Source organism: Archangium sp. Cb G35 (genome assembly GCF_001896145.1).
GTDB classification, from domain to species: Bacteria; Myxococcota; Myxococcia; order Myxococcales; family Myxococcaceae; genus Archangium; species Archangium violaceum.
This window is the reverse complement of sequence record NZ_MPOI01000007.1, coordinates 180132-206062: the sequence shown is the minus strand read 5'-3', so window position 1 is coordinate 206062 and position 25931 is coordinate 180132. Positions and strand designations below refer to the sequence as shown.

General features: G+C 67.6%; 24 protein-coding genes and 1 pseudogene. 14 read left to right on the top strand and 11 right to left on the bottom strand.

Annotated features, from left to right (window positions below; genetic code table 11):
• Nucleotides 1–236: 236 nt before the first annotated feature.
• A pseudogene (locus BO221_RS57635) lies at nucleotides 237–539 on the bottom strand (response regulator); the annotation flags it as partial.
• Between the two features lie 109 nt (nucleotides 540–648).
• Between BO221_RS57635 and BO221_RS22390 the strand changes: the two are divergent.
• Genes BO221_RS22390 through BO221_RS22365 form a run of 6 tightly spaced genes read left to right on the top strand, consistent with a single transcriptional unit; the run spans nucleotide 649 to nucleotide 7795 of the window.
• The gene (locus BO221_RS22390; protein WP_083681270.1) at nucleotides 649–1164 is read left to right on the top strand and encodes a chemotaxis protein CheW; all 516 of its coding nucleotides are present in this window, start codon (nucleotides 649–651) and stop codon (nucleotides 1162–1164) included.
• A complete protein-coding gene (locus BO221_RS22385) occupies nucleotides 1161–1547 on the top strand; it encodes a Frizzy aggregation protein FrzB (protein ID WP_073562523.1) in 387 nt (128 codons plus the stop codon). Before BO221_RS22390 ends, BO221_RS22385 begins: the two co-directional genes overlap by 4 nt.
• A 5-nt stretch (nucleotides 1548–1552) precedes the next feature.
• Nucleotides 1553–2779 carry a methyl-accepting chemotaxis protein gene (locus BO221_RS22380; protein WP_073562522.1) on the top strand — a complete coding sequence of 409 codons (1227 nt, stop codon included), beginning with the start codon at nucleotides 1553–1555 and terminating at the stop codon, nucleotides 2777–2779.
• A 54-nt stretch (nucleotides 2780–2833) separates the two neighbouring features.
• Nucleotides 2834–5128, top strand: coding sequence for a hybrid sensor histidine kinase/response regulator (locus BO221_RS22375; RefSeq protein ID WP_073562521.1), 2295 nt, complete (start codon nucleotides 2834–2836; stop codon nucleotides 5126–5128).
• Between the two features lie 19 nt (nucleotides 5129–5147).
• Nucleotides 5148–6155, top strand: a complete 1008-nt coding sequence (locus tag BO221_RS22370) for a chemotaxis protein CheB (RefSeq protein ID WP_198956160.1) — start codon at nucleotides 5148–5150, stop codon at nucleotides 6153–6155.
• A complete protein-coding gene (locus BO221_RS22365; protein ID WP_073562519.1) occupies nucleotides 6149–7795 on the top strand; it encodes a protein-glutamate O-methyltransferase in 1647 nt (548 codons plus the stop codon). The genes BO221_RS22370 and BO221_RS22365 overlap by 7 nt, the downstream gene beginning before the upstream one ends.
• Nucleotides 7796–7799: 4 nt before the next feature.
• On the opposite strand, the gene BO221_RS22360 is transcribed toward BO221_RS22365, so the two are convergent.
• A complete protein-coding gene (locus BO221_RS22360) occupies nucleotides 7800–8120 on the bottom strand; it encodes a polyhydroxyalkanoic acid system family protein (protein WP_043395515.1) in 321 nt (106 codons plus the stop codon).
• Between the two features lie 194 nt (nucleotides 8121–8314).
• On the opposite strand from BO221_RS22360, the gene BO221_RS22355 reads away from it, so the two are divergent.
• From BO221_RS22355 to BO221_RS22345, 3 genes are all read left to right on the top strand, one after another.
• Complete coding sequence (locus tag BO221_RS22355; protein ID WP_073562518.1) at nucleotides 8315–9328, top strand: hypothetical protein; 1014 nt, start codon at nucleotides 8315–8317, stop codon at nucleotides 9326–9328.
• Nucleotides 9329–9394: 66 nt separating this feature from the next.
• The gene (locus BO221_RS22350; protein ID WP_073562517.1) at nucleotides 9395–10540 is read left to right on the top strand and encodes a DUF1015 family protein; all 1146 of its coding nucleotides are present in this window, start codon (nucleotides 9395–9397) and stop codon (nucleotides 10538–10540) included.
• Between the two features lie 50 nt (nucleotides 10541–10590).
• Nucleotides 10591–11343, top strand: coding sequence for a tRNA1(Val) (adenine(37)-N6)-methyltransferase (locus BO221_RS22345; protein WP_073562516.1), 753 nt, complete (start codon nucleotides 10591–10593; stop codon nucleotides 11341–11343).
• A 19-nt stretch (nucleotides 11344–11362) separates the two neighbouring features.
• Here the strand turns inward: BO221_RS22345 and BO221_RS53900 are convergent, their stop codons facing one another.
• The 7 genes from BO221_RS53900 to BO221_RS22320 all read right to left on the bottom strand — a co-directional run bounded on the left by BO221_RS53900 (nucleotide 11363) and on the right by BO221_RS22320 (nucleotide 17392).
• Nucleotides 11363–11968 carry a hypothetical protein gene (locus BO221_RS53900; RefSeq protein WP_143195613.1) on the bottom strand — a complete coding sequence of 202 codons (606 nt, stop codon included), beginning with the start codon at nucleotides 11966–11968 and terminating at the stop codon, nucleotides 11363–11365.
• The gene (locus BO221_RS22340; RefSeq protein ID WP_083681269.1) at nucleotides 11965–12876 is read right to left on the bottom strand and encodes a PD-(D/E)XK nuclease family protein; all 912 of its coding nucleotides are present in this window, start codon (nucleotides 12874–12876) and stop codon (nucleotides 11965–11967) included. Before BO221_RS22340 ends, BO221_RS53900 begins: the two co-directional genes overlap by 4 nt.
• Nucleotides 12877–12896: 20 nt before the next feature.
• Nucleotides 12897–13370 carry a hypothetical protein gene (locus tag BO221_RS53895; protein WP_143195612.1) on the bottom strand — a complete coding sequence of 158 codons (474 nt, stop codon included), beginning with the start codon at nucleotides 13368–13370 and terminating at the stop codon, nucleotides 12897–12899.
• Nucleotides 13371–13586: 216 nt separating this feature from the next.
• A complete protein-coding gene (locus BO221_RS22335; protein ID WP_073562514.1) occupies nucleotides 13587–14168 on the bottom strand; it encodes a hypothetical protein in 582 nt (193 codons plus the stop codon).
• A 346-nt stretch (nucleotides 14169–14514) separates the two neighbouring features.
• Nucleotides 14515–15651: a hypothetical protein gene (locus BO221_RS22330; RefSeq protein WP_073562513.1), complete on the bottom strand. Its 1137-nt coding sequence runs from the start codon at nucleotides 15649–15651 to the stop codon at nucleotides 14515–14517.
• Nucleotides 15651–16487 carry a hypothetical protein gene (locus BO221_RS22325; RefSeq protein WP_073562512.1) on the bottom strand — a complete coding sequence of 279 codons (837 nt, stop codon included), beginning with the start codon at nucleotides 16485–16487 and terminating at the stop codon, nucleotides 15651–15653. The genes BO221_RS22330 and BO221_RS22325 overlap by 1 nt, the downstream gene beginning before the upstream one ends.
• Nucleotides 16484–17392, bottom strand: coding sequence for an ABC transporter ATP-binding protein (locus tag BO221_RS22320; protein WP_073562511.1), 909 nt, complete (start codon nucleotides 17390–17392; stop codon nucleotides 16484–16486). The genes BO221_RS22325 and BO221_RS22320 overlap by 4 nt, the downstream gene beginning before the upstream one ends.
• Before the next feature lie 242 nt (nucleotides 17393–17634).
• Between BO221_RS22320 and BO221_RS22315 the strand changes: the two genes are divergently transcribed.
• Genes BO221_RS22315 through BO221_RS22295 form a run of 5 tightly spaced genes read left to right on the top strand, consistent with a single transcriptional unit; the run spans nucleotide 17635 to nucleotide 22271 of the window.
• A complete protein-coding gene (locus BO221_RS22315; protein ID WP_073562510.1) occupies nucleotides 17635–17844 on the top strand; it encodes a hypothetical protein in 210 nt (69 codons plus the stop codon).
• Nucleotides 17845–17902: 58 nt separating this feature from the next.
• Entirely contained in the window at nucleotides 17903–18874 is a 972-nt protein-coding gene (gene hemB / locus BO221_RS22310; protein WP_073562509.1) for a porphobilinogen synthase, read from the top strand.
• A 33-nt stretch (nucleotides 18875–18907) separates the two neighbouring features.
• Nucleotides 18908–19450, top strand: coding sequence for a hypothetical protein (locus BO221_RS22305; protein WP_073562508.1), 543 nt, complete (start codon nucleotides 18908–18910; stop codon nucleotides 19448–19450).
• 41 nt (nucleotides 19451–19491) lie between these two features.
• On the top strand, nucleotides 19492–20082 hold the full coding sequence (locus BO221_RS22300; protein WP_233166234.1) for an RDD family protein: 591 nt from the start codon (nucleotides 19492–19494) through the stop codon (nucleotides 20080–20082).
• Nucleotides 20067–22271, top strand: a complete 2205-nt coding sequence (locus tag BO221_RS22295; protein ID WP_073562506.1) for an ATP-grasp domain-containing protein — start codon at nucleotides 20067–20069, stop codon at nucleotides 22269–22271. Before BO221_RS22300 ends, BO221_RS22295 begins: the two co-directional genes overlap by 16 nt.
• A 68-nt stretch (nucleotides 22272–22339) precedes the next feature.
• On the opposite strand, the gene BO221_RS22290 is transcribed toward BO221_RS22295, so the two are convergent.
• A complete protein-coding gene (locus tag BO221_RS22290; protein WP_073562505.1) occupies nucleotides 22340–23680 on the bottom strand; it encodes a hypothetical protein in 1341 nt (446 codons plus the stop codon).
• Entirely contained in the window at nucleotides 23677–25740 is a 2064-nt protein-coding gene (locus BO221_RS22285) for a hypothetical protein (RefSeq protein ID WP_083681268.1), read from the bottom strand. The genes BO221_RS22290 and BO221_RS22285 overlap by 4 nt, the downstream gene beginning before the upstream one ends.
• Nucleotides 25741–25931 lie beyond the last annotated feature (191 nt).

The following is a 25931-nucleotide window of genomic DNA, read 5'->3' as shown; positions in this document are numbered from 1 at the left end:
GCCTGGGGAACTCCAGGTCCGGTGGGCCGGGGGCCCGGAGTGGCGGCGGGGGGACGGGTCGCCGGAGCCACCGCGGGCGGGCGGGGCGCCGCCGTGGTCCCCGCCGGGCGAGCGGCCGGGGCGGCGGGCGCTGTTGCTGGCCGTGCGGGAGTGGCCGCACTGACGGTGGTGGCGGTTGGAGCCCCCAGGATGCGCATGATGCCGCCGATCACCGCCTCGATGCCGCCTCCTTTGAGGATGTAGGCGTCCGCGCCCGAGTTCCGGGTCTTGGCCGCCAGCTCCTCCTCGGCGATGTCCGAGTAGAGGACCAGCTTGGAGGTCACCCGCTTCTGGGTGCGGAGGTACTCGACGACGTCGTCGCCGAACATCTCCGGCATGTTCACGTCCATGAGGATGAGCGCGAACGGCCCCTCGGCGAGCTTCAGGTCGAGGCTCGCCAGGTCGGTCGCTCCGGTGGCGTGGTAGCCAGCAGCGGAGAGGGCCCGGACCGTGAGTTCCACCAGCATCGGGCTATCATCGATGACCAGTACGCGAGACATCTGCCTCCTCAAGGAATACTGCCGTCACCCTACACCGTTGAGTGGGCCCGGACCATGTGATTCGGTCCACCCTTGACCCACTTCGCTTGCCTCCGGATACTTTGGCGCCTTGACCAATACTCCCCTTCAGCGTGCGCTTCGGAAGGCGCCCGACCGAGCCATCGCCGGCCAGGCCCGGCCCGAGCAGGAATTCTTCTGCTTCCGCGTGGGTGAGCTTCGCCTCGCGGTCCCCAGTGAGAATGTCCTCGAGGTCATTCGCACCGGGCTCCTCACGCCCCTTCCGCGAACTCCGTCCTTCCTCCTGGGTGTTACCGGCCATCGCGGCGAGGTACTCCCCGTGATGGATCTCCTGCGCTTCCTTGGCAAGGGGGAGGCCCGTGTCGGGGCCAGGACCCGGCTCTTCATCGGCACCAGCGGCAACTACCGTGTCGGAGTGGTAGCGGACGCGGTGCTCGGCCTGCGGCGCATTCCCGTGGCCGACATCCTTCCTCCTCCCCTGGGCGGGGATGCGGCCGTCGAGCACCTGCTCGGCGTTCACGGTGGCAACTCGCCCCAGGATGCCATCGCCCTCATCAACTTCACCAAGCTGCTCCAGAGCGCCCGGCAGCGGGCGGTGGTGCGATGATCTACGACGATCATTCATCCTCCGAGCAGTCCGAGCAGAACGAGGTCGACGTCCTCTTCTTCGAGGTCGGCGACGTCGTCTACGGCACCGATGCCCAGCAGGTGCTGCGCATCGATCGCTCGCACCCGGACGATCTGGAAGTGCAGGGGCTCGGCCCGCTCAAGCGCGGCGGCCGCGCGCTCGTCTTCGAGACTCCTGAAGGGGAGGGCCACCTGAAGGTGGACGCCATCCGCGGCGTGCGCCCCGTCCCCATCCTGGACCTGCGGCGCCTGCCGGCCGTGGCTGGCGCGGCACCGTATGCGGTCGGTGTGTTCCTCGATCAGGAACGCCCCGTGATGCTCATCGATCTTGTTGAAACCTTGAATGCTCAAGGAAGGCACTGAAGGCAATGTCCCCCGCTGACACGAAGAACGAAGTTGTCCCGACGGAGGGCGCTGCTGCCCCTCGCTCCAAGAAGGCCGGCTCCCTCAAGCCCCTCACCGACACCGTGATCGCGGTGCTGGCGGGCAACCTCGAGGCGCGCGTTCCCAAGAACGCCGTGGATGAAGATGCCGCCGACCTGGCCCAGCTCTTCAACCAGCTGCTGGACCGGCATGCCTCCTCCGAGCGCCGCAAGCAGGTGGCCGCCCAGGAGATCGATCAGGCCATCGACGCGCTCATCACCCTGGTGCGCGAGGGTGACCTGGCCCAGTGGAACACCTCCACCGAGGACGCCCAGCTCGGGCCCCTGCTCGAGGGCTTCGGCAAGGTGATCGAGACGCTGCGCACCTTCGTTCGCGAGATCAACGAGGCGGCCCTGCGCCTGTCCTCGTCCGCCAACCAGGTGCTCGCCGCCTCCACGCAGCACGAGACGAGCTCCACCGAGCAGGCCGCGGCCATCCACGAGACCACGGCCACCATGGAAGAGCTGAAGCACGCCTCGGCGCAGATCGCCGAGAACGCCGGCAGCGTGGCGCGCGTGGCCGAGGAGACCCTGGGTGCCGCTCGCGCGGGCCGGGGCGCCATCGGCGAGTTCATCCAGGCCATGCAGCAGATCCGCAGCGACGGCGTCGCCGTGGCCGACTCCATCACCAAGCTGTCCAAGCGCGTGGAGCGCATCGGCACCGTCGTCGAGGTCATCGACGAGATCGCCGACCGCTCGGACCTGCTCGCGCTCAACGCGGCCCTCGAGGGCAGCCGCGCCGGTGAGGCGGGCAAGGGCTTCTCCATCGTCGCGGCCGAAATGCGCCGCCTGGCGGAGAACGTCATGGAGTCCACCAAGGAGATCAAGAACCTGATCACCGAGATCCGCGAGGCCACGGCCGCCGCCGGCAGCGCCGCGGATGCCTCCAAGGAGGCCACGGAGTCCGGTGAGAAGCTGGGCGCGGTGGCCGCGCAGGCCGTCGAGGGCATCCTCGCCGGTGTGCAGGAGACGAGTGACGCCGCCCGCGTCATCAACCTCGCCACCCAGCAGCAGCGCACCGCCACCGAGCAGGTGGTGGCCTCCATGGCGGAGATCGAGGACGTGACGCGTCAGACCACCCAGGCCTCCAAGCAGGCCACGGGTGCCGCCGCCGAGCTCACGCAGCTCGCCGGCCGTCTGGCGGAGCTCATCAAGCGTTTCAAGGCCGACTAGTCAGGAGCGGGAGGGGCAACTCGGGGCGGATTTCCGTCCTGACGCCCTCTGGTCATGGACACCGAGTCCCTCAAGAGATCCCTCCTGTCGAAGTTCCAGGAGGTCAGCGCCGACCGTCTCCAGAAGATCCAGCTGGGCATTCTCGATCTCGAGAAGCCCACCGCGGATCAGGCGGCGGACGAGGTCGCGCGCGAGCTGCACACGATGAAGGGCGAGGCCCGCATGCTGGGCCTGGCCGCTATCGGCCAGCTCGCGCACGCGGCCGAGGACGTGCTGCGCGCCGAGCGAGACGGGAGGGCCGCCACCGAAGTGGCGACGGACCTCCTGCTGCGTGCGTGCGACACCATTTCGGACCTCCTGGAGGACACCGAGGGCGCCCAGTCGGGTACCCCGGCCTCGCAGGAGATGGTCGAGGCGCTCGCCGCGGCCTCCGGGCACGCGCCTCCGGCCATCGGGGGCGCCAAGGCCCCCTCGCACACGGCCATCCCCGTGGTGCCCGCGGCCCCCGTCCCCGTGGTGGAAGCCACCATCGAGGAGCACGCCGAGCCCGTGTATGTGCCTCCGCCCGCCGCGGCGGTGTCACCTCCACCTCCGGCCCCCGCCAAGGCCGCCAAGGCCGAGCACGACGAGGGTCATTCCCACAAGGCGCTCGCCGATCGCAGCATCCGCGTGAACGTCGAGGTGCTCGACTCGCTCGGCCTGCTCGCGGGAGATCTCCTGGTGGAGAGCGCGCGTGGCCGGCTGCGCGCGTCCGAGGCCGAGGCGCTGCTGCAGCGCTTCTCGCGCCTGGGCGACCGCTTCCTCAAGCTGGCCGAGCATCTGGCGGTCCCCAACTCGATGCGCAACGACCTCGAGCGCATCGAGGGCGACCTGCACATGCTGCGCGACGACGCGTTCCGCTTCGTGCGCCGCAATGGGGATGGCATCGAGACGCTGCACGGCAACCTGTCGATGATGGCGGACCACGTGGCCGAGGCCCGCCTCGTGCCGCTGTCCACCGTCTTCGACGCCTTCCCCCGCGCCGTGCGTGACATCGCCCGGACCCAGGGCAAGGAAGTGGACCTCGTCATCGAGAACGCCGACCTCGGCGTGGATCGTTCGATGCTGGCCGACGTGCGTGACGCCCTGGTGCACCTGCTGCGCAATGGCGTGGACCACGGCCTGGAGACGCCCGACGATCGCCGCATGCTCGGCAAGCCCGCCGCGGGCCGCCTGCGCATCCGCGTGCGCGCCGACGGCGACATGCTCAGCATCGAGGTGGACGACGACGGCCGCGGCATGGACCCGCAGAAGCTGCGGGAAGTGGCCGTGCGCAAGGGCCTGCTGACCGAGTCCCAGGCCGCCGCCCTCTCCGAGCGCGAGGCCATCGAGCTCGTCTTCCGCGCTGGCTTCTCCACCCGCCAGGAGATCACCGACATCTCCGGCCGCGGCGTGGGCATGGACGTCGTGAAGAAGAAGGTGGAGTCGCTGGGCGGCTCGGTGGGCATCGTCAGCCGCCTGGGCCGTGGCAGCGCCATCACCCTGCGCCTGCCGCAGTCGCTGGCCCTCATGAAGGTGCTGCTGGTGCGCCTGGGCGACGACGTCTACGGCATGCCCGCCGCCGACGTGGTGGCGGTGATGCGCGTGAAGCCCGAGGACCGGATGGAGGTCTTCGGCACCCTGGCGGTGAAGCACCGCGGCAAGCCCACCGCGCTGGTGGGCCTGGGACCGCTGCTCGGCGTCAACGGAGGCAACCGCTTCGACAAGCCGCCCGCCGTGGTGGTGCGTCATGGCGATGACCTGGCCGCCCTCGTGGTGGACGGCTTCGTGGACGAGCGCGAGGTGGCGGTGAAGCCCTGCGGAGGCGAGTTCCTCAAGGGCGCCGCCTTCATCGCAGGCACCGCCGCGCTGGAGGACGGCCGCATCGCCGTGCTCCTGCACGTGCCGGACATCATGACGGAGGTGCGCCGCATGGCGCGGCCCGTCACCCAGGGCCAGGCCGCCAAGCGCCTGCGGGTGCTGCTGGTGGACGACTCGCCCATCGCGCGTGCCACCGAGTCCGCGCTCGTCAAGGCGCTGGGGCACACCGTGGACGAGGCCCAGGACGGTGAGGAGGGCTACCTCAAGGCCCAGTCGCAGCAGTACGACCTCATCCTCTCGGACGTGCAGATGCCCCGGCTGGACGGCTTCTCGCTCACGCGGCGGCTCAAGTCCACCGTGGGACTGTCCCGCATTCCCGTCATCATCCTGTCCTCGCTCGCGTCGCCGGAAGACAGACGGCGCGGGGCCGAGGCCGGCGCGGATGCGTACCTGGTGAAGGGCGAACTGGGCGTGGAGAGCCTGGCGCAGACCATCGATCGTCTGACCTGAAGCGAGGCGAGGGGGAAGCTTGGACGTCGGCGCGTCCGCATATCGTGTGTTGCTGGTGGGCGAGGTGCTTCGGAGCGCCTCGCGGGGGTTGTTCGACGGAGTGGTGCTCGCTCCGGCCGGCAACGTCTGCGAGTTCTCCGAGGCCCTCGAGGGCGTTCAACGTCTGCATCCGGACGTGGTCGTGGTGGACCTGTCCGGACAGGACGCACTCAAGGCCATTCAACGGGTGATGGCGGAGCGGCCCGTGCCGGTGCTCGCGCTCCACCCGGGCGTGCTCTCCGGTGCCGAGGCCTTCCAGGCGCTCGCCTTCGGGGCCGTGGACGTGGTGGACCGGCCCGCCGAGCCCGGCATCGACTTCTGGCAGACGGTGGGCCGCAAGCTGATGCTGCTCGCCGAGGTGCGCGTGTCGCGCCCCGTGCAGGCCCAGAAGCTGAACGTGCGGCCCGCGCCCACCGAGGCGCCGTACCCCCTGGTCGCCATCGCCTCATCGCTCGGAGGACCCAAGGCCCTCTCCGTGGTGCTCAAGATGTTGCCCAAGGACTTCCCCGCGCCGGTGTGCATCTGCCAGCACATCAGCCACGGTTTCACCGAGGGCCTGGCCCAATGGCTCGGCTCCGAATCGCCCCTCAAGGTAGTGGAGGCCACCGACGGCGAGGAGATGGTGCCCGGCCATGTCTACATCGCGCGCTCGGGCTCGCACCTGGTGGTGCGTCCCAAGGGGCGGCTGGTGCTGGATCCCAGTCCTCCGGTGCGGGGTTTCCGGCCCTCGTGTGACGTGCTGCTGACGTCCGCGGCGGAGTCCTTCGGGACGCGCGTGCTGGGCGTCATCCTCACCGGCATGGGCCGCGATGGTGCCCGCGGACTCAAGGAGATCCGGGAACGCGGTGGGCGGACAATAGCTCAGGACAAGGCGAGCTGTGCCGTGTACGGCATGCCCAAGGAGGCCGTGCGCCTCGGGGCCGCCGAGGAAGTGCTGCCACTCGAGCAGATCGGACCAACCCTCGTGCAGTGGGTACAGTCATGCTGACGGTGACCTCCAAGGCCCTGCAGCAACTCTCGTCCCTCCTGCTGGAGCGGGCGGGGCTGAAGATTACTCCCGACGGCTACCACAGCCTCCGGCTGGCGTTGTCCACGCGCATGCCCGTGGTGGGCATCGTCAACGCCGAGGAGTACGTGAAGCTGCTGCGCTCCGCGGAGGACGAGCTGCGGGCGCTGCTGCCGCTCGTCACGGTGGGACACACCGAGTTCTTCCGCGACCCCAAGCAGTTCCGGGCGCTGGAGAGCCGCATCCTCCCGGATGCCCTGTGGAAGGCGCGGCGGGAGAACCGCCGGATCTCCATCTGGTCCGCGGGCTGCGCCACCGGCGAGGAGCCCTACAGCCTGGCCATGGTGCTGGCCGAGCAGGGTGCGCTCCCCATCGAGGTGGACCTGTGGGCTACGGACCTGAACCTCGCCGCGGTGGAGGCCGCGAAGCAGGGACGCTTCTCGGCCCGCCGCGTGGCCGGCATGCACGGTGATCGCCGCACGCGCTTCTTCCGGCCGGTGGAGGACGGGTACGAGATCGTCTCCTCGCTCAAGGACTACGTGCGCTTCGACGGGCAGAACCTCGCCGTCCCCGTCTTCGAGAAGGTCAAGCCGGAGTCGTTGGATCTCATCCTCTGCCGCAACGTCATCATCTACTTCGACCTGCCCACCATCCGCGCGCTGATGGATCGCTTCCTCGCGGCGCTGCGGCCCGGGGCCCTGCTGCTGCTGGGTTACTCGGAGAGTCTCTTCAAGGTCTACGACCGCTTCGAGATGGTGGAGATGGAAGGCGCCTTCGTCTACCGGCGGCCCGTGAAGCCGCTGCCGCCGCGCACGTCCATCGGCCTCGGGAACACGAAGGGGCAGTCCACCTCCTCGCTGCTCCCGTCCACCCGCGCCCTCAAGACGACGCTCGACACGTCCTCCAAGGTGCCCCCGGTGTCCCCGGGCGGCCCGGCACCGCGCAAGACGGTGGAGGTGCCCGTCAGGGCTCCCGAGGCACCCCAGGTGGCGAACCCCGCGGCCACGGTGGCCGATCCGCCCCGGAAGTCACTCGAGGCCTCCGCCGTGGGAGCCGACGCGGGCCGCACGCGCGGGAGCGAGATGCCCGCGTGGTCGCTGATGCTGGCTCCGGGCGAGCGGCTGAACGCGGCCGTGCGGATGATCGAGCGCGGTGACTTCGTGTCCGCGGTGGCCACCGTGGAGCAGCTCCTGGCGGACGAGCCGGGCCACCTGGACGCGCTGCTCACCCTGGGCAACATCTACTCGCTGAGCGGGCGGGTGGTGGACGCGCGGGATGCCTTCGCGCAGGCCATCAACCGCGAGCCGCTGTGCGTGGAGGCGCGGGTGTTCGGCGGACTGGCGGAGCTGCAGGCCGGAGAGCTCGCCGAGGCCCGCGCGGAGCTGGGCAAGGCGCTCTTCCTGGAGCCCTCGCTGGCCATCGGCCATTACCTGATGGCGCAGGTGCACGAGCGGCTGAAGGACAACGAGGCGGCGCGGCGCCACTACCGCAACGCCATCTCGCAACTGCGCTTCCCCCAGCGCCAGCTGGCCGGTCACTACCCGGAGCTGCCGGACTCGGCCGAGTCCATCTCCCGCGCGGCGCGTTACGCGCTCGCCGCGCTGGAGGAGGGACCGCTGTAGCCTGCTACGCCAGGCCCTTGTCGTCGTCGACGCCGCTCTTGGTGGGATCGAGCGCGGCCGTGAACTTCTTCTGCAGGTAGGACTTGGCCTGGCCGCGCAGCAGCATGCCGGGGTCGGTGCCCTCGCCCTGGATGGCGCCGTCGGTGATGGTGAAGTTGGCATCGAGGTTGATGCCCATCACCTTGCCGATCACCTTCGCGCCGTCCCCGGCCCAGTCGGCCTTCACGCCGTACTTCTCCGTCCAGTACTTGAGGAGCTGCTCGACGCGCTTCCTGGCCTCGTCCTTCGGGAGGGAGTGGGGGACCTCGAACTTCATCGTGCCCATATGGCGCTCCTGGGTTCGTGATGTACCCGTCCGGTCTAGGGATGCCGGAGCGGGAGGGAAACCCGGGTCTCGCCGCCGGGAGCGCGGAAGTCAACATTCCGGTGGTGCACTGTCCACCCTCTCCCTCTGGGAGAGGGCGGGGGTGAGGGTCTAATGACTCCGAGTCCGGACAAGGAGTGGTTCGAGTGTCCCCGATGACCCGTTGGTTGTGCATCGCCGCCGTCCTCCTGCTCGCCGTGCCGGGCGTGGCCCGCGCGCAGTACGCCTCCGATGCGCCGGTGCAGCAGCCACCGGACCTGCGCACCGGGCCCCAGGCGCCACTCACCCAGGAAGGGCAATTGCCACCCGCCGCGGTTCCGGCCGCCGACGAGCCCAGGATCAACGGGGCCATCCTCGATGGCCAACCGCGCTACGGCGCGTTCCTCTCCGGGCCGGGCAGCCTGTCCTTCATCCTGCATCACTCCATCATGGGGGCACTGGGCGGCTTCTTCACCCAGGGCATCGCCAACGGCTTCAGCTCCGAGCGCAGCTCCCGCGAGGCCATGCTGGCGGGCACACTCATCGGCGCGGGGCTCGGGTTCGGCTCGTCGGCGTGGTGGCAGTTCTACAACTGGGTCGGCAAGCCGATGGGTTACTTCGGCATCGGCAACTCCATCATCGGAGGCATGTTCGCCGCCGGCTTCATGGACATGCTCACGCGCGATGCGACCGCGCTGGCCTGGGCCTCCTTCGTGGGCGCCGAGCTGGGCGCGTGGCTCACCGCGACGATCGCCGGCGGCCAGTTGCCGCTCGATGACGGCATGCTGGTGGCCTCGGGAGGCGGGTGGGGTCTCATCTATGGCGCGCTGCTGCTGGCCGTCATGCACTTCTCTGGTTCGAAAGTCTCCGGGAAGACGTGGGCGGACGCGCTGCTGATCGCCCCGGGCATCGGCGCGACGGCGCTCGCGCTGGCCACGATGAAATTCGATCCCAGCCCCGGGCAGATATTGAGAGCGGACATCTTCGGCGTGGGCGTGGGCGCGGTGGTGCTGCTGCTGTCCGGACTGGTGCTTGGCTTCAATCAGCCCACCCCGTACGTGCTGTCCTTCCTCGGCTCGGCGGGGGCCATCGCCACCGTGAGCCTCCTCTGGGAGGAGGCCGCCGAGCGTCCGGGCCCGCTCGTTCTCGGCTCGACGCGCTCCAAGCCCTACCGCTGCGTGTGGTGGTAGCTCGCCTGCCGGGCGCCCGAGAGGGCTTCGTGGCGGGCGGGGAAGCGGGTCCCCATTTTTTCACATATGGCCCGCGTCCTCCCGTTCTCAGCCCTGCTTCCCTCGCTCGAATCGCATCTGGCGGCCGATGACGATGGTTGTCCCTTCAACGCTCCGCCCCGCTCCGCCTTCATCCGCCCCCTGCTCGACAGGGTGGATCCCACGGCGGAACTGGACCGGTTGAGGCAGGCGGGCTCCGTCCTGCGCGACACCCGCCCGGCCCTGTACCTGGCGGAGGTGTACAGCTCCGCGGGCCGGCTCGGAGGGCCTCCGGTCCGCTTCCTCCTGTGTGGCCTGGCGCCGGACGCCGCCGAGCCGCTGGAGCACGAGCCCTACCGGCCCCGCTCGGCGCAGGTGGAGCCCACCGTCACGCTGGCCGCGGACGACCATGGGGTACTCCGGGCCCTGCTGGCCGAGGCGGCCGAGCTCAGCAGCACCGTGTGGCAGGGCACGTTCGAGGACTCCCCGGTGTCCCTGCGGCGCATCGAGCCCTCGCCCGTGGCCCGGCGCATCCAGGCGGTGCTCGACGAAGCGCCCCTGCGTCCCCTGGCCGAGCTGGATGAGCGCAGGCCGAGTCTGGCGGCCGTCGTGCCGCTGTCGGATCCAGGCCTGCATTTCGAGCCGGTGCATCGCGCCATCCAGGGCCTGGAGACCTTCGAGGAGGAGACCTTCCTCACGCTCGTGACGGCGTACGCGCGCATCTACGAACTGGACGAGCCCCTGACGACGCCCCGGGGCGTGTCCCTGGCGAACGAACGGCTGGCGACGCTGGTGCGCGGACACCACGCGGTGCTGATGGTGCTGCCCGGGGGGCGGGGGAAGATCCTGCGCTTCCGGCAGGGTCTGGACCTGGCGCACCTGAAGGCCGCGCCGCGCAATCCGACGCTGCGCAGCCTGGACCTGGCGCTGCTCAACGCGCTGGTGCTGCGCACGGTGCTGGGTATCAAGGACCCCGAGGATCCAGGACACCCGCAGGTGTTCGCGGTGCAGGGGCTGGACTCGTTGGTGCGAGGCGTCCACGCGGGGACGTTCCAGGTGGGCTTCGCGCTCAACCCTCCGCCGTTGTGGGAGGTCCGCGCGGTGATGGAGGCGGCGCAGTCGCTGCCGCCCAAGACGCTGCGGGTGGAGCCCGCGCCGCCAGCGGGACTCCTGTTCCTCGATCCGGAGGCCTAGGGTTCCGGGTGGGTGCCCTGCTGACAGAAGCGTTGGAGTGGCCCCAGCGCATGCCGCTCGAGCTTCGCCCCGGGGCCGGGGAGACGCTCGATTCCGTCTGCGGGGGCGAGGTGAAGGTGCTCCAGCGCCGCCGGGGCTACCGTTTCACGTTGGATCCGGTGCTGCTCGCGCACTTCGCCGTCTTCGAGGCCGGAGCGGTGCGGGGCCGGCTGATGGATCTGGGCACCGGCTGCGGCATCATTCCGCTCATCCTCGCACGGAGGTTGGGCTGCGGGAGCATCACCGGGTTGGAGCTACAACCGCGCCTGTTCTCCCTCGCCGAGCGCAACGTGCACCTCAACCGTTGCGAGCGGGAGGTGTCGCTGGTGCGGGGAGACCTGCGCTGCGTGGACCTGCTGTTCCCGAAGGCCGGTTTCTCCTACGTGCTGTGCAACCCGCCGTACCGGGCGCGGGAGCAGGGGAGGATCAGCACGGACATGGAGAAGGCGCTGGCGCGGCACGAGATCTCCTGCGAGCTGCAGGACGTGGCGCGCTCGGCGGCGTATCTGTTGAGGGGACGCGGGAGCTTCTGCGTGGTGTACCCGGCCTCGCGGCTGTCGGAGCTGATGGCCGTGTTGCACGCGGCGAAGCTGGAGCCGAGGACCGCGCGCATGGTGCACTCCCGCGTAGGGCGCCCGGCGAAGCTGGTATTGATGCATGCCGTGAAGGGCGCGCCCACCGGGCTCACCGTGTTGCCCCCGCTCGTCATCCACGCCGATGACGAGCAGGCCTTCTCACGCGAGGTCAGCGCGATGGTGGAGTAGGAAGATGTTATCCGAGCAATTAGGTTAATGTGAGGTGGAGTTCGTTCCAGGATGGAATCAGAGTTTGCTGGGTTATCTGTGTCACCCATTGCATGCAGTCATTGACTCCTACGTCGACTGCTAGCTCCAGGGAATCAATCAAGACATAGTGTGCAGGCCAATGTTTGGCATCTGCGGCCCTTGCTGTCTTTATTCCTTTGTCTTGAAGTGTATGTATTACTTCGCGCTGTATTGCTTTTGATTTACTCCAGGATGCTATCCACAGGCAGAGTTCGGCTCGGCCATTTTGTGGAACGTTAATGGCAAGCCCTGCTTCCGCAAAGGCGTTGTAATCCGACGAGTAGAGATAAATTCGGAGGTTCCAGTCTCGGGTGAGTGTATTTCGCTGGTTTTGAGGTGCAGCATAGCGAACGCCCCTAAGGTTCAAGGATTTAATGAACTCGGTGGCGCCACTTCTCAGAAGACTCGTGGCTTGGGAACTCGCTTTGTTGATGACATCGCGCACCTTCTTCCACTTTTCTTGTGGAACGCTGGCGGGGGGGAGGTAGCCCAGGTTGTAAAGTGCCTCCATGTCCGAAAAGTGATCGACGTAGAAACGGAAACACTGCCCGATGGACACGTTCACCTAGCCACCTCCCGCTGAGCTTCTAGATACTGAACGAGTTGCACTTGCTCTGCCCTGTTGGGGGCCTCGCGCCACTCAAGCCCATAAATACCTCGCAGAATGCTGGCAATATACAACCGCAAAAAGGCCTCGCCTTCCGTTCCGGTGCCATGAAGGGTTGCGGAGAATGCACCAGCCAAGTCCAGAAAGCTGAGACCTCGCCATGCACCGTCCCCGAGCCCATCTGGAGAGAGCAAGACGCGAAGTGCCGTCCAGCCAGCGCCCAGACGCTTGAGCCGGAGTGCGATTGCCTCTTCGTAGGCCTCAAGTTGTCCCTCACGCACTACGTCGTCGACCTTGTTCTCGATCACGAGCAGGATCTTGTCGGATTCGCCACTCATTTCAAGCCATAGGTCTGTTTCTGGTCTGCGTGCCTTTCCTTCGCTACTCACAGGTAACCATGTGACCCGCTCGGCTTGCACCTCGACGACTGTTGCGTGCTTTGCTGCTGTCGTGAGTTGCTTGTTCTCGGGATGCCGCCACGTGATGGTGTTCAGCAGTGCGTAGAGTGCAGTTTGAGCGAGACCATGCGATTCACTCGGGTCCAGCAGGAATCGTAGGGCCTGGGTGTGAGTCGGTTCATGACGTTCAAGATGCAACGGTTCTAACAGACTTATCGGGGACTGGATCGGGTCAGTTGCTTTAGGAAATCCTGCTGCCTTCAGAGAGGCGGGATTCATGTCTAGTTTACCAAAGACTTCCTGAATGACTTCATTCCATACGGTGCGGAGTGTCTCGACGGCTAAATGGTCGGCATCTTCCTCTGCTTTGGCCTGCATGCCTACTTCAGCCGCCCAAACTCGCTCCAGATCGGGGAAGAGACGTTCTACTGTCGCAGTAAGTTCTAGATCACTCAAAGAGTTCGGCATCTGTTTGCTTCCCTCCCAAGTTAATAAGGCAGAGGCTTTTCGGTTAGGAAGTAGATACGGGCGCGTGCCTGCCCCTTGGGGATGTTGCGTAACCGCAGAGGGAGTTTGGTGGGGACAATCGTTCCGTTGAGGCTCTCAAGCAACTCATCGCGTTCTGCGGCGATGATGTTTGAGAGTGCGATCAGCCCTTTTGCTGTTGTGGGATAGCCACGCTGAGAGTACAGCGCATGATTCGAGAGGATTTCCAATCCAGGGCTTGAGTTGAGCGGAAGGTACCTGTGGAACAATCCTCGGCCGAGGTATGTGTTGTTGAGGTCAGCATCGCCATAGAACGCCACCGAACTCTCCCCAGGAACTAATCCCGTCAGCTCCTTTGTCGTGACGAGGTAGGTATATTTCGCCTGCTTGGATGTTCGGACGTGCCATGCAACCTCTTCACGTGGTGGTGGCGGTGCATGGCTTGAGAGCATAAGTAGAACGTTGCGAATCGGCATGGATAGCGCTGTAATGACGACTAAAGGGTGCCCTAACTAAGCCCCCGGACATGAATGTTGTACACCTCTGGCATGAGGCCTTACTGCGTTACCGCTCCAAGTGCGGCGCAGGTAGACAGACTTGGCCAGGAGCGTAGAGCGGGCTGGTACGGCGGCACGCCTCCAGCCCAGATGCACCGAAACGAGACTAAGCGCCCACGACCATGAGCGTCCGGCTCAACGCTCTTCTCCCGATGGTCCTCCTTGAGTATGTCGAGCACGGACCTTCAACATAAGCGCACGGGCGATTCTCCAGGACTCACGTAGGCCGTCGTCTACTTCGGCGTCGTCTAGCGTCTCCGGATCCAACTCCATCAACTTCTGGTTGAAGTTCTCGCTGAAAAAGCGATCGAAGGCGCGATGGACGCGCTTCGCCCAGTCTGGGAAAGCCTCGTTGTTCAGGACGCCGAAGACCTTGGGCGATTCGGGGTAGTTCTTCTGAAAGTGGAACAGCGCGTTCCTGTAGAGGCGGAGCTGGTCGACGTTCTTGCTCGCGAGGAGCGAGTCCAACTGGCCGTCCACCAGCTTCAGTTCGCGGTACCCCTCGATGACAACGTAGAGCATCGCGTACCAGATGCTGATGACCCTCATGAACTCCATGGCCACCAATTGGTCGCGGAACTCGCTCTTCTCCGGCAGTTCATCGAGAACCTCTAACCATGGCGCCCCTGCCTTTTGGCACGCCTTCACCAACTCGCGCATGATCGAGGCCTGCATGAAGTAGTGGTGCAGGATGCCCAGGTCCGTAAACGTCGCCATCTTTGTAGCCTAACCCGTGCGAACGTGGTCCCCAAAGTTGTACCGAGGCCGGTGTTCGACTGGGGAACCCATGTGAAAACGACGTTGCTCTAGCGCCGCCCAGTTAGTGGGATCACACGGGCCGGAGGGCATCCGGCCATTTTCCGGGCTGACGACAAGGCGCTCATCCCGGAGCTACATATCGGGTGCGGCGCAGGTAGATAGCATCAACGTCCAGGGGGCTTAGTGGGCTGTCTAACAGGTTTCCCACATAGAAGGGGGCGGCCGATTCTCAGTGGCCTGAGATCAACCGCCGGGCTCCTTGCCTGGGCGAAGTCCCCTCCCCACGACTACTTGCTGTGCGTTGTCACGGCGTGGGGCTGGCCTCCTGGGACTTCGCGTCCTGGGCGCTCTGCTGCTCCCGGCAGAAGGCGAGCTGCTGCTTGATGGCCTCGAGCGGCACCGCCAGCTCCAGCTTGAACTCGTCGCCGTCCGGCCGCACCTTCGCGAAGTCCAGGAGCTGCGCCATCTCCGTCTTGCCCTCGGCCTGCGCCTGCATCCGCGCCAGCGACAGCGCGCCCCCGAGCGACTTGCCCAGGTCCGTCACCTTGGCCGCGTCCGGCCCCTTCACCTGCGCCGTCATCGCGAAGTCCGAGCTCGCGTCCACGTGCAGCTCCACGTTCTCCGCCACCTCGGCCAGCCGCGCCGCCAACTCCTGCTGCTCCTTCGGGAACAGCTTCTTGAGCTGCTCCGCCGAGATCACCCCGTACATCTCTCCGTACGTGCTGCTCTCGGAGATGACGGGCGGCTCGTCCGGACCGCGGCCCTCCACCCGGTCGATGACCTGCTTCACTCCATCCGCCGAGCGGCCGAACACCAGCATCTGGTTGTTCCACAGGCCCACCTGCGGCCCGTTCCGCCGCCTCTCCACGCTCCCGTCCGGCAGGGTGCGCTCGTTCTGGGGCTCGAAGAGCCTCGCGCTGTCCCCGTAGTCGTAGTTCGTCGAGCCCCGGCTGCTGAGCAGGTTCTTCAGGCGATCGTCCCCGAAGTTGCCCGAGAGGATGACCCCGTCATCCGTGAGCACCATCCGGTCCAGGTCCTGGAACGGGTCCACGCCCGTCTCCTTCTTGAACCGCTCCAGCTCCGCGCCCTCCCGGTTCATCAGGCACTCCAGCAGCATCTCCCCGATGGGCGAGTGACGGATGGCGTTGGCCTCGATGACCACCGCCGTCTTCCCCTTGCCCCGGGGCAGTGCCGCCAGCACCGGATCGCTCGGACGGATCGGCTGCTGCTGCGCCACCGTGCCCGCGTCCACCACCGGCGCCACGTACGTGCGCCGCTTCTCCATGCGCTCGCGCTCCGCTGGCCTCATCCGGTTCGGAAACGCCACCTTCGGCGGGGGAGGGGCCTCCTCCTCGCCCTGTCCCGACAGCATCAGCCACGCGGCCAGGCCGAACAGCACCACCGCGAACACCAGCCACAGTCCACGACGCCGCTGCCGCATCAGTAATCCCTCCCCTCGAACCACCAGAAGCCCAGGGCCAGCACGCCCAGCCCGAACACGAACACTCCCGCCAACAGCATCGTCAGCGACTGCACTCCCAGCGCCGTCGAGGCCGCCAGGTCCATTCCCGCCTTCGCCAGCGAGGACAGCCTCGGCAGCACCAGCGTCACTCCCTTGAAGAGCTCCCGGCTCATCCCTTCCTCGATGAAGGGCGCGATCTTCGTCCGGAAGCCCGCGATGATTCCCGCCACCAGCGTGATGCCTCCCAGCGCCGCGCACAGGGCCGCGCTGCGGATCAGCGTCGCCGTCGTCAGCATCACCGAGTACACCGCCGCGAAGCTCACGCACGCCAGCAGGGCTGAAATCACCGGCCCCATCGTCCAGTACCCCGTCTTCACTCCGAAGATGAGCACCAGCCCCACCGAGCCGTACAGCGAACCGAGCAGCGCCAGCGACATCACCCCCAGGAACGTGCCCGCCAGGATGTGCCAGCGGCGCAAGGGCAGGGCGAGCAGGTGCTCGATACGGCCCGGCGACAGCAGGCTCGTCGCGAAGTCCGAGCACGAGACGATGCCGAACAGGATGCCCCCGTAGAAGACGATGCCCGCCGCCGCCATGAACACCGGCTTGAGCGCCACATCCACCGCGCGGATGTTGATGTCCATCACCTCGCCGAACAGCCTCGAGGCCGCCAGCGCGCCGTCCACCACCTCGATCTTCAGGCTCAGCGACAGCGTCACCAGCACGCCCGTGACGCCCAGCAAGAAGGCCAGGATGAACTTGCGCGAGGACGCCTCACGCAACACGTACCCCGCGATTCCCAGCACGCCGTTCATGCCGCCACCCCCATGGTCGAGGCCAGCACGCTCTCCAGATCCTGCCCGTCCCGCTTGAGCTCCATCAGCAGCGCTCCCGCCGCCCGCGCCTTGTCCAGCGCTGCGTTCAGCCCCGCCACGTCCGCCGCCTCCACGTGGTACTGGCCCTCGGTGCCCGCCGCCGTGAAGCCCGCGGCGCCCAGCGCGCCCGCGTCCGCTCCCGGCGCGAAGCGCACCACCCACCGCGCCCCGCCCCGCGCCAGCTCCTCCAGCCGCCCCTCGCGCAGCACCTTGCCGTTCCCGAGGATCGCCACCCGATCACACAGCCGCTCGGTCTCCGCCAGCAGGTGCGAGTTGAGGAAGAGCGTCGTGCCGCGCTGCACCTCCTCCTGGAGGATCCGCCGCACTTCCACCCGGCCCATCGGATCGATTCCGTCCGTGGGCTCGTCGAGGATCAGCAGATCCGGGCTGCCCAGCATCGCCGCCGCCAGCCCCAGCCTCTGCCGCATGCCCTTCGAATATCCGCCGATGCGCCGGTCCAGCGCGTCCCCCAGTCCCACCCGCTCCAGCAGGCGCAGGTTCGCGGCCTTGTCCGGCTTCAGTCCCTTGAGGCCCGCCACCGTCCCCAGGAAGACCGGCGCCAGCCACGAGCCCGGCAGGTGCAGCCGCTCGGGCAGGTAGCCGATCCGGGCACGGATTTTTGGATCCTCGGGAGAGCCGCCGAGCACCCGCACCGTCCCCTCCGTGGGCTGCACGATTCCCAGGATGCTCTTGATGAACGTCGTCTTCCCCGCGCCGTTGGGGCCGATCAGCCCGAACGCGCTGCCCTCCGGCACGGAGAGGTCCACACCCCGTAGCGCCTCGTGTCCGGCGCGGAACGCTCGCCGGTAGGTCTTACGGAGTCCAATGACTTCGATGGCTGGCACGATGCGCACTCTACGACGGAGCCCGGCGCGCGATTGCCCTGCACGCCACACAAGCCAGCACCCGAGCCCGTGTCCTGGCCGCTCGCGAGCGCTTCTGCGCACCCGGGAAATGCGGTTCGCACCTTTTTTCCGGGTGCTTGGAGCTCCCAATTTTTCCGACCTTCGTGGTTTCGCGCCCTTGCGAGGCACACCTGCATGGCCCGCCGTATGCACAAGCCCTGGTGCACAGGAGGCAACACCCCATGTCCACGATCAAGATGATGGAGCAGGAGCTGTACGCGGCGCGCCGGGAGCTGGCGGAGGCGGAGCGCTGTCTGCGCGAGAACACCGAGGCGGCCCGCACCCGCTATGCCCGCGCCGTCCACGAGGCGGAGCTCGCCGAACGCATGGCCGCTCGCATGTCCAGGCAGCGCAGCTGGCTCGACGAGAGCTGGCGCCTGGCTGCTGTCTGAGCGGCCCTATCACGAGATTTCCTTTCCGGGGCCCGCCAACGGTTTATACCGTCGGCACATGGCTTATCCGATCCACCGACCCCGCCGCCTGCGACGCAGCGCGGTCCTCCGTGAGATGGTGCGCGAGACCACGCTCGCGCCCTCGGACTTCATCTATCCGCTGTTCGTCGTCGAGGGCCGCGACATCCGCCGCCCCATCAGCTCCATGCCCGGCATCTCCAACCTCTCGGTGGAGCATGCCGTCGCCGAGGCGAAGCAGGCCCATGCGCTCGGCGTGCCCGCGGTGCTCCTCTTCGGCATCCCGAATCACAAGGACGCCCAGGGCTCCCAGGCCTACGCGCGCGAGGGCATCGTCCAGCGCGCCATCCGGGAGATCAAGAACGCCCTCCCGGACATGCTCGTCATCGCCGACGTGTGCCTGTGCGAGTACACCGACCACGGCCACTGCGGCATCATCGAGGGCGGCCACGTCGCCAATGACGCCACGCTGCCGCTGCTCTCCCAGATGGCGGTGACGTGCGCCCAGGCCGGCGCGGACATCATCGCCCCCTCGGACATGATGGACGGGCGCGTGGCCTCCATCCGCTCGGCGCTGGACGAGGTGAAGCTCACCGAGGTCCCCATCCTCTCCTACGCCGTCAAGTACGCCTCGGCCTTCTACGGGCCCTTCCGCGAGGCCGCCCAGAGCACGCCCCAGTTCGGCGATCGCCGCACCCACCAGATGGACCCGGGCAACGTGCGCGAGGCCCTCAAGGAGACCGACCTCGACCTCGAGGAGGGCGCGGACATGATCATGGTCAAGCCCGCGCTGTCCTACCTGGACGTCATCCACCGGGTGCGCGAGCGCGTGGACGTGCCGGTGGTGGCCTACAACGTGTCCGCCGAGTACTCCATGGTGAAGGCCGCCGCCCAGAACGGGTGGATCGACGGAGATCGGCTGATGTTGGAGATTCTCACCTCCATCAAGCGCGCCGGTTCGGATCTCATCATTACCTATCACGCGCTGGAAGCCGCGAAGCTGCTCGGTTGACGGTCGGGCACGACGTCTCTACAGAATCGGCACATGGCCACTCGCAAGAAGAAACGGCCCCCAACTCGCAAGGCGGCACCCCCGGCGGCCCGGCGCACCCCACGCGCTGGCAAGCGCCCGGGTGCCGCCCGCACCGCCATCCCCGCCGCCGCCGTACGGCCCGCGGGGCCCCTGCAATACAAGGTCGTCGAGCTGTCCACCGTGGACGAGGGGACGCTCGAGCGCACCGTGAATGAATGGAGCCTCCGGGGTTGGACCCTGGATGGGGTGCAGTTCGCCATGCGCGAGTCCTCCAAGCGTCCCGCCATGGCCTTCGTCTTCTTCACCCGCGAGGGAGATCCCGCCGCCCAGGACGTGGAGGGCGCGCGAGGCCGGTTGCGGCAGATGTCCGAGACGGGCTCGCCCACGGCCCAGCTGGTGGCCTCGCCGGACTTCACCGGCAACGCCGCCGCCTCGTCCTCTTCGTACCAGCGGCCTCCCGGCATGGTGAGCGCCCATGAGCGGCTCGCGCAGCTCGCGGGCCTGGACGAGCCCGAGCGCCCCGAGCGGGGCCTCATTCTGGAGCCCGAAGAGTGAACCCCTCCCATCAGGTCTTCTCCAACCCCCGCCGGCCCGGCCTGCGCGTGGTCCACGGCGGGGATGAGCAGCCCGTTTCGCCCTATCCCAAGGCCTCGCTGTGGATGCGGCTGGGCGCGCGCATCGTGGACGTGGCGGTGGCCTGGGGCCTGTGCGTGGTGTGCGGCGCCGCCGGCGAGGTGGTGGCGCTGCTCTTCCTGCTGCTGGCCGATGGCATGCTCCAGGGCCAGAGCGTGGGCAAGCGCATCTTCGGCGTGAAGGTGATGCACCTGCCCACGCAGTCCGCCGCCCGCCACCGCGACAGCACCCTGCGCAACGCGCCCCTGGCCCTCATCGTCCTGCTGGGGATGATGCCTCCGCCCCTCGGGCTGGTGGCGGGCCTCGCTGGCCTCGTGGTGATTGGCGGCGTGGAGGCCTTGCGCGTGGTGAGGGATCCGCTCGGCTGGCGGCTGGGGGACACGTGGGCCCAGACGCAGGTGGTGGACGGGAAGGTCGTCGCCGGAGCAACGGTTGCAGCACGCACACCTGTGACGCCCGCTCGCGTCCCAGGCAGATTCTTGTCCGCGGCCCGGCTTCGCCGGATCCGCCATTTCAAGAAGTCCAGAAGGGGAAAGCCTTGCGCATCGCGCTGACGTACAACCTCCGGTTGTCCGACTCGGAAGACGAGGCGGAGTTCGACACTCAAGAGACGGTGAACACGCTGGCCTCGGCCATCGAGCGGCTCGGCCACCGGCTCGAGCGTTTCGAGGTGAGCGGCCCGGCTTCCCGCACCGTCGCGCGGCTCGAGGCCTACAGCCCGGACCTCATCTTCAACATCGCCGAGGGCCGCCGCGGCCGCTTCCGCGAGGCCTTCTTCCCGGCGCTCTTCGAGGAGCTGGGCTTCGCGTACACCGGCTCGGACGCGTACGCGCTGGCGGTGACGCTGGACAAGCAGCTCACCAAGCTGGTGCTCTCCAAGCACGGCATCCGCACCCCGGGCTGGCAGTTCGTCGAGAAGCTCAACGAGCTCAAGGCCGAGGACCTGCGCTTCCCCGTCATCATCAAGCCCAACTTCGAGGGCTCCTCCAAGGGCATCACCCAGGACTCGGTGGCCGAGACGTTGGAGCAGGCCCGCGAGAAGGTGTCCCAGGCCCTGGCGCGCTACCCGGCCGGGGTGCTCGTCGAGGAGTTCATCAGTGGCACGGACATCACCGTCCCGTACCTGGCGGCGGTGCAGAACGACCATGACGGCGTGCTCAGCCCGACGGAGTACGACATCGATCCGGCCGCCATCGCCGGCCGCAAGTACGCCATCTACGACTACGAGCTGAAGACGAAGAAGGAGAACGCCGTCAAGGTGCGCGCCCCGGCCAAGATTCCTCCGAAGGTGGCCGAGGAGATGCGCACCATGTCGACGAAGATCTTCCAGGCGCTCGACTGCCGGGACCTGGGACGGATCGACTTCCGGCTCAGCGACGCGGGCGTGCCGTACTTCCTGGAGATCAACGCGCTGCCCAGCCTGGAGCCGGGCGCCGGCATCTACGCCGCGGCGGCCCTGGAGGGCGTGCACCTGGACGGGGTGGTCAACGCCATCATCCAGAGCGCGGCGCGGCGCTACAAGATCAAGGACGGCAAGCGCCAGGGCAAGCCGGCACGCAAGACGGGCCCGCTGCGCGTGGGCTTCACCTACAACGTCAAGCGCGTGAAGCCGGCGTTGGACGGCCAGGCGGTGGAGGACAGCGAGGCCGAGTACGACTCGCCCACCACGCTGCAGGCCATCCGCGAGGCCATCGCCTCGTGGGGTCACGAGGTGGTGGACCTGGAGGCCACCGCGGAGCTGCCCAGTGTGCTGGCCAGCACGCCGCTGGACATCGTCTTCAACATCGCCGAGGGCTTCAAGGGCCGCAACCGCGAGAGCCAGGTGCCGGCCATGCTGGAGCTGCTGGACATCCCGTACACGGGCTCGGATCCGGCCACGCTCTCCATCGCGCTGGACAAGGCGCTGGCGAAGAAGATCGTCCGCCAGGCGGGCATCCACACGCCCAACTTCCAGCTCATGCACACGGGCAAGGAGCGGCTCAACAAGGACTTCACCAACTTCCCGCTGATGGTGAAGCCGGTGGCCGAGGGCTCCTCCAAGGGCGTGGTGAGCAAGAGCGTCTGCCACAACGAGGCGGAGCTGCGCGAGGTGGTGAAGGAGATCGTCACCAAGTACCAGCAGCCGGCGCTCATCGAGGAGTACATCGGCGGGCGTGAGTTCACGGTGGGCCTGCTGGGCGAGCGCCGGCCGCGCGTGCTGCCGCCCATGGAGATCGTCTTCCTGGACAAGGCGGACAAGACGCCCATCTACAGCTTCGAGCACAAGCTGGATTGGACGGATCGCATCCGCTACGACGCGCCGGCGAAGCTGGAGCCCGCGCTGCTGGAGAAGCTGAGGGCGGCGGCGCGTGGCTCGTTCATGGCGCTGGGATGCCGCGACGTGGCGCGCATCGACTTCCGCATGGACGACAAGGGCCGCATCTACTTCATCGAGTGCAACCCGCTGCCGGGTCTGACTCCGGGGTGGAGCGACCTGGTGCTCATCGCGCAGGGCGCCGGCATGGACTACCGGGGCCTCATTGGCGAGATCATGGCCCCGGCCATCCGCCGCTACAAGGAGCGCGAGGCCCGCCGCGCCGCCGACGAGAGCGCGCTGATGAAGCTGGCCATGGAGAAGGCCGCCCTCGAGAAGGCCGCCATGGCCGATGAGAAGACCGGGACTGTCTCCGTGACGGGCTCGGGCTCCGGGTCGTCCTCGTCCGGTGGCGAGGGGCCGGTCCGCATGGACATGAAGGCCCACTGAGACAGGGCTGAGACTTGGAGCCAGGGGCTCGGCATCCCGGGGGAGACCTCGGGGGCCGGGCCCTTCGTTCAGGAGCGGTGCCGCTCGGCCACGCGGTAGAGCCGGGTGAGGGAGTAGTCCAGCAGGGATTGGCGCGAGCCCATGTAGTGGCGTGCGCGGACGAAGGGGAGCCAGACGCGGTTGCCCACGAGCACCTGGGCTTCCTCGAGGTTCTTGCGTGGGATCCACCGGCCGCCGAGGTGGCGCACCAGCACTTCGCCCAGATAGGCGCCGATGGCGGGCACCGCGCGCTGGTCGATGGCTTCGCGCAGGCGGCGGGTGGGGAACTCCTCGTGCCAGAAGTAGAAGTCAGCGTCGGTGAGGGACTCGGGCGAGGCGTCGAAGACGGAGGGCACCTCGGTGTGCAGCAGGGCCACGAGGTGCTCGGCGAGGAGGCTGTAGTGCTCCAGGGCGCGCTCGATGTCGTCCACGTCCGGAGGCAGGGCGGAGCCGGCGGGGCGCCACTCCTCGGGCTCGGGCGGCTGCCACGCGTTGAGCTCGGCGATTTTTCGCTGACGCTCATGACTGGCGGTCCGGTCCACCACGCGTGAGAGGAGCGGAGCCATGTCCGGGTGGAAGCGGGGCTCCACGGGGGCAAGCACGGCGCTGCGCTCGCGCAGCATGCGCAACACGGTGGAGAAATCCAGGTCCGGCCGGAGGTGGGCGTGGGCACGGGCCTGGGCCAGACGTGCCTCATCGCTGGCGAAGTCCGCGGCGGTGGGCCATGTCACCAGGAGGACGCAGCCGTTGGGCAATTCCTCCACCCGCCAGGCTGGTGTGGACAGCATGCGCTCGCGGCCGACGCTTTCCACCAGCTTCGGACCGAAGACGTTGAGCCAGAAGAGTTCGTAGACTTTGTTGAAACCGTCCCTTCGCCGGGTTTCTTTGTCACGGCCGAAGTTGGGGAAGTCCGTCAACACCGCATCATCACTGCTGTGCGCCACGGCATGGGAGACCGGGTATCGCGAAGCCCAGGTGCGCACCATCTCCACGAGGTGGCGACAGCGTTCCGTCTCCGCGAAGAAGGAGAGCGGTTTCACCTTGAGGATGATGTCCAGTTCGGGAGGCTGGGGCGGCAGCCAGAGCCAGAGCCGGCTGTCGATTGCGGGCCACTTCGTCCGGTAGAGCCCAAAGGCAGTACTGTCCCCATCGCGTCGTTCATCCAGAGCCTTCCAGATGGCGGTGCGTGCATACTTGCGTTGACGCTTGCCGTTGACGACATCGGGCATCCACCCGTCAGCGTGTTGCTCGAGCGCGAGGAACAAGGGCTCCAACTCGATGTCCAGTACTGCCTGAGAATCAAAGGCACCCTGGAAAGAAAGCCAGAGGTAGTCCTCGTTCTTCGAATCGTGGAACTCCAGCACCTTCATTGGAATGAAACCTCCACTCCCCTGACCTTGAACTCTGTATTGTCTACGGCTCTTCCCAAGTTCACGTCCTTCGCGGGCTCGAGTTTGCCCCCTTCATAGATGAGGCGGACCCGCTGAACGCGCACTTCGCTGCCGCCGAGTAGAAGAGGTTGGAGGGCGCTCCGGCGGATGTCCAGGGTCCCTCCGTATTTCCCGAGAGCCTCCTTGGCGTCCACAACCATCTGTGCTTCCAGTGCATCTTCACGCAGCCCCGAGAGGTCGCGGCTCTTGAAGCTGAACGTCTCGATGCGAGGTGGCCCGTTGGAGGGCCCACTCTCCTCGATGACGAGCACATCCGCATAGCGCAGGCCGGTCTCCGGTTTCTGCACGCCCACGGACCTCAGGACGCGAGGTTGGATGAACGCCCCGAGGAAGCGGCGCTGTGTCCGGGGCAAGGCGGCATCTGCTTCCAGCAATGCCACCATGAGGCGCTCGAAGTCCAACCCTCGGGTGAACCATCCCCGCAACTGCTCGTAGGGGGCCCAGTGCAGAGGCCCCTGTGTGGCCTTGCCCTGTTTGAGCTCTCCCAGGCGCTTCTCGTAGTAGGCAACGTACTCTCCCCAATGTGGATTGCCCTCGGCTCCGGGTGGCGGAGCATCGGACGAGGGGCGTTGCTTCTCCAGCACCGCCACGTTCCGGGGTAGACGCGAGCCCGGGGCCTCCAACTCCGCCAGCGCCAGCCGGGTCTCCACCACCTCCCGGGTGAGGCCCGCTGCCTCGTCCACCAGCGCGGCCAGTCCGCCGAGGCGTTCCGTGGCACCAGTCTCGTGGGTGGCGCGTGCGGCCTCGTCCGCGGCCGTGGCCACCTGCCCGGGGTCCTTCCGCGCTCCGCTCTTGCCTGTCGGCGCACCCGTGGCTCCAGCTTTCGCCCTGGACATGAACGCCTGCGCCCGGGCCACATCTCCCCGGGCTTCGTGCAGCGCCAGCGCGGCATCCACTCCCCCCGCGGCCACGAACTCGCCCACTTCCCGGCGCGCGCGGATGTTCCGAGCCAGCTCCCGCAGGCCCTCCGTGCCCAGCTTCGCCTCCACCTGCCGCGCCAGTTCCCGTAGCGCCTTCCACCGGGCCTCCATGGCCTGGAGTCCGCTGAGCGCGGGCGTGCCGGCACCCGTTGCGTTCCGGGTTTCGGACAAGGCACGCAGGCCCTTTCCTCCGGCATACAGCGCCCCCAGCAGCAGCGCGGGTGCCAGCTCGCGCGTGGCCTGCTCGTAGTGTCCCTGGGCGAGCGAGTGCGCTCCCTGTCCCGTATTGACCGCCAGGTAGTAGAAGCCCAGCGGCACCCCGAAGGTCAGGGAGTCGAAAGTGCCCAGCGTCACGCTGCCCGCCGAGAAGTGCCGTAGCGCCAGCGCTCGCTCCACCTCGCGAGCGGCCTGCTGGTAGGGCGATGGCAGTTGCGCCCACCGACCGGTCATCTCCATGTAGCGTGAGCCCTCCACCATCGGGCTGGTGGCGAGCGCGTCGCGGGCGGCGCGGCCCAGGCCCCGCAGCACATCGCCGGACTGCTCGGCCCGCTCCGGGTAGCGGGAGAGGGGTAGTCCCCGTGCCTCCAACTCCTCGCGCACGGCGGGCATGAGCGCCAGCGTCTGCCCCAACAGCTTGTCCCGGGCCAGCAGCCGTAGCACCGCGTCCACTTCGTCATCGTGGGCCGAGTGCAGCACGAAGAGGGCGAACACCTCGGCGTGGAAGGGGCCGTAGCGCTCGGTGGCGCTCACGAGGAAGGCGGCGCGCTTACGCTGCAACACAGGGGCGGTGTCCTCTCGCACCGGCCCCAGGGCTCCCAGCCGCACCGCACTCCACTCGTCCAGGGCCTCTACCAACCGGCGCATGTCCACGCGCTGCTGGAGTGCGACGAATTCGGCGGGCGAGGCGCAGGTGAGGAAGGGCGCCAGCAGCTCGTTTTCATCTCCGGAGGAGAAATCGGGCCAACCCGGGGGAACGGCCTGTCCACCGCAGGTGGCGGGGCCTTGGGAAGTTATCCTGGTGTCCGAGCCGAGGTTCCAAGCGGTGTAGTGCTGATGCAACCGTCGCAGCCCACCTGCTCCACGGGAGGAGAGCAAGGAGGGCAATGGGGGTGAGCCCAGGAGGGCACGCGGGCCCTGTGTGCCGCTCGTGCCCGGTAGCGGTGTCAGCGAGACGCAGCCAGTCGTGTGAAGGGCGGCTCCCAGCAGCAGGAGCGCCCACCTGGGCGCCAGGCGGTCAATGCGCATGCTCC

Coding starts and splice junctions, on each gene's coding strand:
- BO221_RS22385 (WP_073562523.1), top strand. CDS start 1,161: ATGATCTACGACGATCATTCATCCTCCGAGCAGTCCGAGCAGAACGAG.
- BO221_RS22380 (WP_073562522.1), top strand. CDS start 1,553: ATGTCCCCCGCTGACACGAAGAACGAAGTTGTCCCGACGGAGGGCGCT.
- BO221_RS22375 (WP_073562521.1), top strand. CDS start 2,834: ATGGACACCGAGTCCCTCAAGAGATCCCTCCTGTCGAAGTTCCAGGAG.
- BO221_RS22365 (WP_073562519.1), top strand. CDS start 6,149: ATGCTGACGGTGACCTCCAAGGCCCTGCAGCAACTCTCGTCCCTCCTG.
- BO221_RS22360 (WP_043395515.1), bottom strand. CDS start 8,120: ATGGGCACGATGAAGTTCGAGGTCCCCCACTCCCTCCCGAAGGACGAG.
- BO221_RS22355 (WP_073562518.1), top strand. CDS start 8,315: ATGACCCGTTGGTTGTGCATCGCCGCCGTCCTCCTGCTCGCCGTGCCG.
- BO221_RS22350 (WP_073562517.1), top strand. CDS start 9,395: ATGGCCCGCGTCCTCCCGTTCTCAGCCCTGCTTCCCTCGCTCGAATCG.
- BO221_RS22345 (WP_073562516.1), top strand. CDS start 10,591: ATGCCGCTCGAGCTTCGCCCCGGGGCCGGGGAGACGCTCGATTCCGTC.
- BO221_RS22340 (WP_083681269.1), bottom strand. CDS start 12,876: ATGCCGAACTCTTTGAGTGATCTAGAACTTACTGCGACAGTAGAACGT.
- BO221_RS53895 (WP_143195612.1), bottom strand. CDS start 13,370: ATGCCGATTCGCAACGTTCTACTTATGCTCTCAAGCCATGCACCGCCA.
- BO221_RS22335 (WP_073562514.1), bottom strand. CDS start 14,168: ATGGCGACGTTTACGGACCTGGGCATCCTGCACCACTACTTCATGCAG.
- BO221_RS22330 (WP_073562513.1), bottom strand. CDS start 15,651: ATGCGGCAGCGGCGTCGTGGACTGTGGCTGGTGTTCGCGGTGGTGCTG.
- BO221_RS22325 (WP_073562512.1), bottom strand. CDS start 16,487: ATGAACGGCGTGCTGGGAATCGCGGGGTACGTGTTGCGTGAGGCGTCC.
- BO221_RS22315 (WP_073562510.1), top strand. CDS start 17,635: ATGTCCACGATCAAGATGATGGAGCAGGAGCTGTACGCGGCGCGCCGG.
- hemB (WP_073562509.1), top strand. CDS start 17,903: ATGGCTTATCCGATCCACCGACCCCGCCGCCTGCGACGCAGCGCGGTC.
- BO221_RS22305 (WP_073562508.1), top strand. CDS start 18,908: ATGGCCACTCGCAAGAAGAAACGGCCCCCAACTCGCAAGGCGGCACCC.
- BO221_RS22290 (WP_073562505.1), bottom strand. CDS start 23,680: ATGAAGGTGCTGGAGTTCCACGATTCGAAGAACGAGGACTACCTCTGG.